Here is a 7,420-nt window from a genome sequence, read left to right as displayed (position 1 = left end):
GGCTCCGCCCCCGGCGGAGGCCGCGCGGGTCCGGTCGGCCGGCGCATCGTCGAGCGCCTCGTCCGCGCCCCACTCGTGCTGCAGCCGCAAAGCGGCGAGCAGCGCCGCGCGGTCCTCGCCTTGCATGGCGGCGATATCGGCGCGCGGGCGCGCCCGGCGCAAGGGGCGGCGCGCCGCGGCCGGGGTTCCGCCACGCCCGGCCGGAGGCTAAACGGGGCGCGAGAGCGGAGGGACCACAGGCATGGCCGAGGCGGACGCGACCGAACAGCGCGAGTCCATGGAATTCGACGTGCTGATCGTGGGCGGCGGCCCTGCCGGCCTCGCGGCCGCGATCCGCCTCCGGCAGCTCGCCCCGGACGCCTCGGTCTGCCTGATCGAGAAGGGCAGCGAGATCGGCGCCCACATCCTCTCCGGCGCGGTGCTGGAGCCGCGCGCGCTCGACGAGCTGCTCCCCGACTGGCGCGAGGACCCGCCGGCGCTCGCCACCCCGGCGCGGGAGGACCGCTTCCTGTTCCTCACCGCGACGCGGGCCTTCCGCCTGCCGACGCCGCCGCCGATGAACAACCACGGCAACTACATCGTCTCGCTCGGCAATGTCTGCCGCTGGCTCGGGAAGAGGGCGGAGGCGATGGGGGTCGAGATCTACCCCGGCTTCGCCGCCTCCGAGACGATCATCGAGGACGGCGCGGTGAAGGGCGTCGTCGCCGGCGTGACGGGCATCCGCAAGGACGGCACCAAGGGCCCGAACTACCAGCCGGGGACGGAGCTGCGCGCCCGCTACACCCTGTTCGCCGAGGGCTGCCGCGGCTCGCTCTCGCAGAAGCTGATGCAGCGCTACGACCTGCGCGCCGGCGTGGCGCCGCAGACCTACGGCCTCGGCATCAAGGAGCTGTGGGAGGTCCCGAAGGAGAAGCACCGCCCCGGCCTGGTCTGGCACTCGGTCGGCTGGCCGCTCCCCGCCGACACCTACGGCGGCTCCTTCCTCTACATGCTGGGCGAGAACCTGGTCTCGATCGGCTTCGTCGTCGGGCTGGACTACTCCAATCCGTGGCTCTCGCCGTTCGAGGAGTTCCAGCGCTTCAAGACGCACCCCGAGGTGCGGAAGGTGCTGGAGGGCGGCCGGCGCATCGGCTACGGCGCGCGGGCGCTGAACGAGGGCGGCTTCCAGGCGATCCCCAAACTCGTCTTCCCCGGCGGGGCGCTGATCGGCGATGCGGCGGGCTTCCTCAACGTGCCCAAGATCAAGGGCACGCACACCAGCATGAAGTCCGGGATGCTCGCCGCCGAGGCGGTGGCCGAGGCGCTGAAGGCGGAGGCGCCGCCGGCGGTGCTCGAGGCCTATCCCGAGAAGCTGCGGCAGAGCTGGGTGTGGGAGGAGCTGCGCGCGGTGCGCAACATCCGCCCGGCCTTCGCCAAGTTCGGCCTGTGGGGCGCGATGGCCTGGTCGGCGCTCGACGCCTACCTGCTGCGCGGCGCCGCGCCGTGGACCTGGCGCCACCACGCCGACCACGAGACGCTGCGCGACGCCTCCCAGGCGAGGCGGATCGCGTACCCGAAGCCGGACGGCGTGCTGACCTTCGACCGGCTGTCCTCGGTCTATCTCTCCAACACCAACCACGAGGAGGACCAGCCCTCGCACCTGGTCCTCAAGGACCCGTCGCGCTGGAAGCCGGTGAACTGGGACCGCTACCGCGCCCCGGAGAGCCGCTACTGCCCGGCGGCGGTGTACGAGGCGGTGGGCCCGGAGGCGGAGCGCGAGCTGAAGGGCACGCCCGAGGCGCAGGCGGACCAGGTGCCCGGCGCCGCGGTCGAGGCGGGGAACGGCGGCGTGCGGCTCGTGATCAACGCGCAGAACTGCGTGCACTGCAAGACCTGCGACATCAAGGACCCGACGCAGAACATCGAGTGGCGCACGCCGGAGGGCGGCGGCGGGCCGAACTACATCGGCGGGATGTAGCGGGCGGCGGCGCGGCCCGGACCTGCCGGGTCGGCGGCGGGCGCCGCTTCCTGCGCGCCAGTGCGCCACGCGCACCGCAGGATCGGGGCGCACGCGGCGGGCGAGACGCCCGGGCGTGTCGCCCTCGCGGATCGCCGCGTCCTCGGATCAGGGCTCGGATCAAACCGGGGGCGGCGGCGATGTCCGGCACAGCGCCGCGCGCCGCCTCGTCCTGGCGCCGCGGCGGACGATCGCGACCGCGTGGCGCCGCTCCGCCTCCGCCGCGCCGCGCAGCGGCCGCCGCGCGATGCGCGGCAAGCACCGGGGCGGCGAGCGGCGCGCCACGAGGCGGCGCGCCGAGGCCGGCGGCGCGCAGACCCGCCGTCGGCAGGTCCAGCGCGGTCCCGCCGGGCGGATCGCCATGCGCCGTGCTCCCGCGCGTCGTCCCGCCGCCGCTGGCGCGCAACCGGCCGGGACGGCGCCCGCCGTGACGCGCGGCACGCGGCGGAGCGCCGCCTCGCCTTGACTCCCCCCGGGGGAGGCCTTAGGAGCCGCACGCCTTCCGGCCCGGGGGACCGGCGGGAGGAGCACGCGCGTGGCAGACCGGGACGACTTCGATCGGCGTCTGCAGGAAGCCCGGGCCCGTCAGGGCCTGGAGGCCGCCCCGAAAGGGCGCGGCGGCGGGCTTCCCGGCGGCGCCTGGGGGATCGGCTTCCGGGTCGGGGTCGAGCTGGTCTCGGCCCTGGCGGTGGGCCTCGCGATCGGGTGGGCGCTCGATCGCTGGCTCGGCACCGGCCCGTGGCTCCTCATGCTGTTCGTCGTGCTGGGGGTGGCCGCCGGGGTGCTGAACGTCTATCGCGTCTTCATGCCCCGCAGCGGCCCGCGCTGAACACCACGGGAATTCCGCGCCGGGCTTCGCGCCCGGCCGCCGTCGCACGGGGGATGCCGCCTTGGCCGCCGAGGGGAAAGCGATTGACGCGCTGAGCCAGTTCGCGCTGACGCCGGTGCTGGGCAAGGTCGGCGCCTCGGTCGGGTTCACCCAGTCGAACGCGCACATGCTGATCGCGGTCGGCCTGGTCACGGCGCTGATGATGTGGGGCACGGCGCGCCGCGCCGTCGTCCCCGGGCGCCTGCAGGCGCTGGCCGAAGCGGCCTACGAGTTCGTGCACGAGATGGCGACGGGCCAGATCGGCGAGGAGGGGAAGCGGTTCTTCCCGTTCCTGTTCTCGCTGTTCATGTTCATCCTGTTCGGCAACCTGCTGGGGATGCTGCCCTACGCCTTCACCTTCACCAGCCACATCGCGGTGACCTTCACCCTCGCCGCGATCGTGTTCGTGCTGATCACGGCGGTGGGCCTCGCCATCCACGGCTGGCACTGGTTCAGCTACTTCAAGCCGGAGGGGCTGAACCCGGCGCTCGCCGTCCTGGTCGTGCCGATCGAGATCATCTCCTACCTGTCGCGCCCGATCAGCCTCTCGGTGCGGCTGTTCGCCAACATGGTCGCCGGGCACGTGATGCTGAAGGTGTTCGCCTCCTTCGTGGTGATGCTCGGCACCGCGGGCGTCCTCGGCGTCCTCGGCGCGGCGGCGCCGCTCGCGATCAACGTCGCCCTGGTCGGCTTCGAGTTCCTCGTCGCCTTCCTGCAGGCCTACGTGTTCGCGATCCTCACCAGCATCTACCTGCACGACGCGGTGCACCTGCACTGAGCGGGCGCCGCGCCGGGCGCGCTTCCCCCACCCCAGCCACAGGACAACGGAAGGACCTGTTTCCATGGACGTTCTCGCCGCGAAGGCCCTCGGGGCCGGCCTCGCCGTCATCGCCCTGTTCGGCGTCGGCCTTGGCATCGGCAACATCTTCTCCGCGCTGATCACCAGCGTGGCCCGCAACCCGGGCGCCCGCGACGCGGTCTTCCCGATCGGCATCCTGGGCTTCGCGCTGACCGAGGCGGTGGCGCTGTTCGCGCTGCTCATCGCCTTCCTCATCCTGTTCACCTGAGCGCGGCGCGACGCCCCTTCCCTTCCCCCGATCGGAGGGTTCCGGGATGACCCGGTGGATCCGGCCCGCGGCGACCGCCCTGGCGTGCCTGCTCGGCGCGCCGGGGACGGGCGCGCTCGCCGCCGAGCCGCAGGCGCAGTCCGGCGGCATGCCGCAGCTCGACTTCGGCAATCCGCTGATGATCGCGCAGGTCGTCTGGCTGCTGCTGATCTTCGGCCTGCTCTACTTCCTGATGGCCAACCACGCGCTGCCGCGCGTGGGCGAGATCCTGGAGGAGCGGCGGCGCCGCATCGCCGCCGACCTCGAGGCCGCCCGCGCCGCCAAGGCCGAGGCGGACGCCGCGGCCGCGGCGCACCGCGAGGCGACGCTGCGGGCGCGGGCCGAGGCGCAGGCCGCGGTCGCGAACGCCCTGCAGGAGGCGCAGGCGGAGGCGCAGCGGCGCGCCGAGGCGCTCAACGCCCGCCTCGCCGAGCAGATCGCCGCCGCCGAGGCGCGCATCGGCGCGGCACGCGACGCGGCGATGGCCGCGCTCCGCCAGGTGGCGACCGAGACCGCCGAGGCGCTGGTCGCCCGCCTGGTCGGGCGCGCCGACCGCGCCGCAGTGGAGGCGGCGGTCGCGCGCGAGCTCGCCCGGCGCCGCCAGGAGGCCTGAGCCGATGCCGCACACCTACGAGCACTTCTGGCTCGACCCCAAGTTCTGGGTCGCGGTCAGCTTCGTCCTCTTCGTCGCGCTGGTGGGCCGCCTCGCCTGGCAGCGCGTCACCGGGATGCTCGACGCCCGCGCCCGGCGCGTGCGCGAGGAGCTCGAGGAGGCGGCGCGGCTGCGCGAGGAGGCCGAGGCGATGCGCCGCCAGGCCGAGGCCGACCGCCGCGCCGCCCAGGCGGAGGCCGAGGCGCTGCTCGCCCGCGCCCAGGCCGAGGCGCAGCGCGTCGCCGAGCAGATTGCCGCCGAGGCCGAGGCGGCGGCGAAGCGCCGCGAGCGCATGGCGATGGACCGCATCGCCGCCGCCGAGGCGAGCGCGCTCGCCGAGGTGCGCAACGCCGCGGCCGAGATCGCGACCGCGGCCGCGCGCAGCGTGATCGCCGAGCGGCTCGATGCGGAGGCCGACGCCGCGCTGGTGGACCGCGCCATCGGCGACCTGCCGCGGGTGCTGCGCGCGGCCTGAGCCCCGGGCACGGGCACGGGACGGGTTTCGCGGGGCGGGGCCGCCAGGGTCCCGCCCCGCGCGCGTTCCGGCCCCGGCGCCCTCCCCGCGCGCGCCGCCTTCCCCTGCGCCGGCGCTTTCTCTAGCGTTCCGCCGACGCGATCTTGGGAGGGACTCCGTCATGCGCCGCCGCCACGCCGCCTTCGCCGCCGCGCTCCTCGCCGGCGCGGCCCTCGCCGCCCCGGCCCCGGCGAACACCTTCCGCTGGGCCAACGACGGCGACGCCAACTCGATGGACCCCTACGCACGGAACGAGACCTTCCTGCTCTCGTTCAACGCCAACATCTACGAGCCGCTGGTGCGGCGGAACCGCGAGCTGAAGGTCGAGCCGGCGCTCGCCGTGCGCTGGGAGCAGCCCTCGCCCACCGTCTGGCGCTTCCACCTCCGCCCCAACGTGCGCTTCCACGACGGCACGCCCTTCACCGCCGACGACGTGGCGTTCTCGATCCAGCGCGCGCGGGGGCCGGGCTCCAACATCCAGGCCTACTTCGCCACGGTGAAGGAGGTGCGGAAGGTGGACGACCTCACCGTCGAGGTCGAGACCCACCGCCCCAACCCGATCTTCCTCGAGGAGATCACCGGCTTCGGCATCATGTCGCGCCACTGGGCGGAGGCGCACAACGCCACGCGCACCGCCGACCTCACCGCGCGGGAGGAGAACTTCGCCACCCGCAACGCCAACGGCACCGGCCCCTTCGTCCTGGTCAGCCGCGAGCCCGACCGGCGCACCGTGCTGCGCAACAATCCCGAATGGTGGGACCGGCCGGAGCACAACCTGACGCGGGTCGAGTTCAACGTCATCGCCAACGACGCGACGCGCGTCGCGGCGCTGATCAGCGGCGAGGTGGACATGATCTACACCGTCCCGCCGCAGGATACCGAGCGCCTCTCCCGCACCGCCGGCCTGCGCGTGCTGCAGACGCCGGAGCTGCGCACCATCTTCCTCGGCATGGACCAGGCGCGCGACGAGCTGCTGAAGTCCGACGTGCGCGGCCGCAACCCGTTCCGCGACGTGCGGGTGCGCCGCGCCTTCGACCTCGCCATCGACCGCGAGGCGATCAGGAGCCGCGTCATGCGCGGCCAGGCGCGGCCGACCGGGCTGATGATCGGCCCCGGCATCAACGGCTGGACCGAGGCCGCGGACCGGGTGACGCGGCCCGACCTCGACCAGGCGCGCCGCCTGATGGCCGAGGCCGGCTACCCGAACGGCTTCGGCGTCACCATGGACTGCCCGAACGACCGCTACGTGAACGACGAGGCGATCTGCACCGCGGTCGCCGCCATGCTCGCCCGCATCGGCGTGCGCGTCACGCTCAACGCCCAGACCCGCGCCCGCTACTTCGCCGAGATCCTCGGCCCCCGCTACAATACCAGCTTCTACATGCTGGGCTGGACGCCGGCGACCTACGACGCGCACAATGCGCTGTTCAACCTGATGGCCACGCGCCAGGGCCCGCGCGGCGTGTTCAACGTCGGCGGCTACTCCAACCCGCGCCTCGATGCGCTGGTGGACCAGATCGCGGTGGAGACGGACCGCGAGAAGCGCCAGGCGCTGATCGACGAGGCGATGCGCATCCACGCCGAGGATGTCGGCCACCTGCCGCTGCACCAGCAGGTCGTGGTGTGGGCCACCCGCCAGAACGTCGAGCTGCACCAGCCGGCCGACAACTACTTCCCGCTGCGCTTCGTGCGCGTGCGGCAGTAGGCGCGGGGCAGCGCCGCCGCTCCGCGTCCGGGGCGGGGGCGCCCGGCCGCAGCCGCGTGGGCGATCCTGGCTCGCCGAGTCGCAGCTCTTCCAGGGCCGCGACCTGGCGCCGACGACCGACCTGCGCGCGATCGCCAAAGGGCTGCTGCGCGACCGCCTCCGCCTGCCGGAGCGCGCCCTCGCCCAGGCCTTCCCGGGGAGCGAGGCGGTGGCGCCGATGCGCGGGCTGGTGCGCGCGTAGCGGGGTGGGGCGCGGCCCCTGGCGGTCCTTGCGCCGCCTCCGCGGCCGGCTGCGCGCGCAGGGGGGGGTGGCGGCCCCTCATACGCCCGGCATCAGAATTGGAGTTTGACTTCTGCGTAGGCGCGTGAGGCGATGGCGGTGATGCGCTCGGGCTGATCGGCGAGCCAGTTCCAGGCGTCGCAGCAGGCGTCCGCGATGGCGTCGTAGCTGTCGAACACGCCGTTGGCGCGCTTGTTGGAGCGCAGGAAGCCCCAGGCGTTTTCGACCGGGTTCGACTCGGGTGCGTAGGGCGGCAGCAGGAGCGGCGCGATGTTGGCGGGCACCCTCCGGCCGGGCCC

8 protein-coding genes are annotated in these 7,420 nt (G+C 74.2%); 7 read left to right on the top strand and 1 reads right to left on the bottom strand.

What is annotated here, in order from left to right; all coding sequences use genetic code 11:
- Positions 1 to 241 precede the first annotated feature (241 nt).
- The 7 genes from K1J50_RS18175 to K1J50_RS18145 all read left to right on the top strand — a co-directional run bounded on the left by K1J50_RS18175 (position 242) and on the right by K1J50_RS18145 (position 6,841).
- Complete coding sequence (locus K1J50_RS18175) at positions 242 to 1,957, top strand: electron transfer flavoprotein-ubiquinone oxidoreductase (protein ID WP_220119170.1); 1,716 nt, start codon at positions 242 to 244, stop codon at positions 1,955 to 1,957.
- Between the two features lie 574 nt (positions 1,958 to 2,531).
- Positions 2,532 to 2,825, top strand: coding sequence for an AtpZ/AtpI family protein (locus K1J50_RS19360; protein ID WP_220119169.1), 294 nt, complete (start codon positions 2,532 to 2,534; stop codon positions 2,823 to 2,825).
- Positions 2,826 to 2,886: 61 nt separating this feature from the next.
- The gene (locus K1J50_RS18165) at positions 2,887 to 3,642 is read left to right on the top strand and encodes a F0F1 ATP synthase subunit A (protein ID WP_220119168.1); all 756 of its coding nucleotides are present in this window, start codon (positions 2,887 to 2,889) and stop codon (positions 3,640 to 3,642) included.
- 64 nt (positions 3,643 to 3,706) lie between these two features.
- Positions 3,707 to 3,931, top strand: a complete 225-nt coding sequence (locus K1J50_RS18160; protein WP_220119167.1) for an ATP synthase subunit C family protein — start codon at positions 3,707 to 3,709, stop codon at positions 3,929 to 3,931.
- A 46-nt stretch (positions 3,932 to 3,977) separates the two neighbouring features.
- Positions 3,978 to 4,583 carry a F0F1 ATP synthase subunit B family protein gene (locus K1J50_RS18155; protein WP_220119166.1) on the top strand — a complete coding sequence of 202 codons (606 nt, stop codon included), beginning with the start codon at positions 3,978 to 3,980 and terminating at the stop codon, positions 4,581 to 4,583.
- A gap of 4 nt (positions 4,584 to 4,587) precedes the next feature.
- Positions 4,588 to 5,097, top strand: a complete 510-nt coding sequence (locus K1J50_RS18150; RefSeq protein ID WP_220119165.1) for a F0F1 ATP synthase subunit B family protein — start codon at positions 4,588 to 4,590, stop codon at positions 5,095 to 5,097.
- 160 nt (positions 5,098 to 5,257) lie between these two features.
- A complete protein-coding gene (locus K1J50_RS18145) occupies positions 5,258 to 6,841 on the top strand; it encodes an ABC transporter substrate-binding protein (protein ID WP_220119164.1) in 1,584 nt (527 codons plus the stop codon).
- A gap of 333 nt (positions 6,842 to 7,174) precedes the next feature.
- Here the strand turns inward: K1J50_RS18145 and K1J50_RS18140 are convergent.
- A partial coding sequence (locus K1J50_RS18140) for a transposase (protein ID WP_369413647.1) occupies positions 7,175 to 7,420 on the bottom strand: 246 nt, incomplete at its 5' end.

This window comes from Caldovatus aquaticus (genome assembly GCF_019458025.1).
GTDB classification, from domain to species: Bacteria; Pseudomonadota; Alphaproteobacteria; order Acetobacterales; family Acetobacteraceae; genus Caldovatus; species Caldovatus aquaticus.
The sequence above is the reverse complement of the archived record's forward strand: the minus strand, read 5'-3'. Positions and strand labels throughout refer to the sequence as shown.

Coding starts and splice junctions, on each gene's coding strand:
- K1J50_RS18175 (WP_220119170.1), top strand. CDS start 242: ATGGCCGAGGCGGACGCGACCGAACAGCGCGAGTCCATGGAATTCGAC.
- K1J50_RS18160 (WP_220119167.1), top strand. CDS start 3,707: ATGGACGTTCTCGCCGCGAAGGCCCTCGGGGCCGGCCTCGCCGTCATC.
- K1J50_RS18155 (WP_220119166.1), top strand. CDS start 3,978: ATGACCCGGTGGATCCGGCCCGCGGCGACCGCCCTGGCGTGCCTGCTC.
- K1J50_RS18150 (WP_220119165.1), top strand. CDS start 4,588: ATGCCGCACACCTACGAGCACTTCTGGCTCGACCCCAAGTTCTGGGTC.
- K1J50_RS18145 (WP_220119164.1), top strand. CDS start 5,258: ATGCGCCGCCGCCACGCCGCCTTCGCCGCCGCGCTCCTCGCCGGCGCG.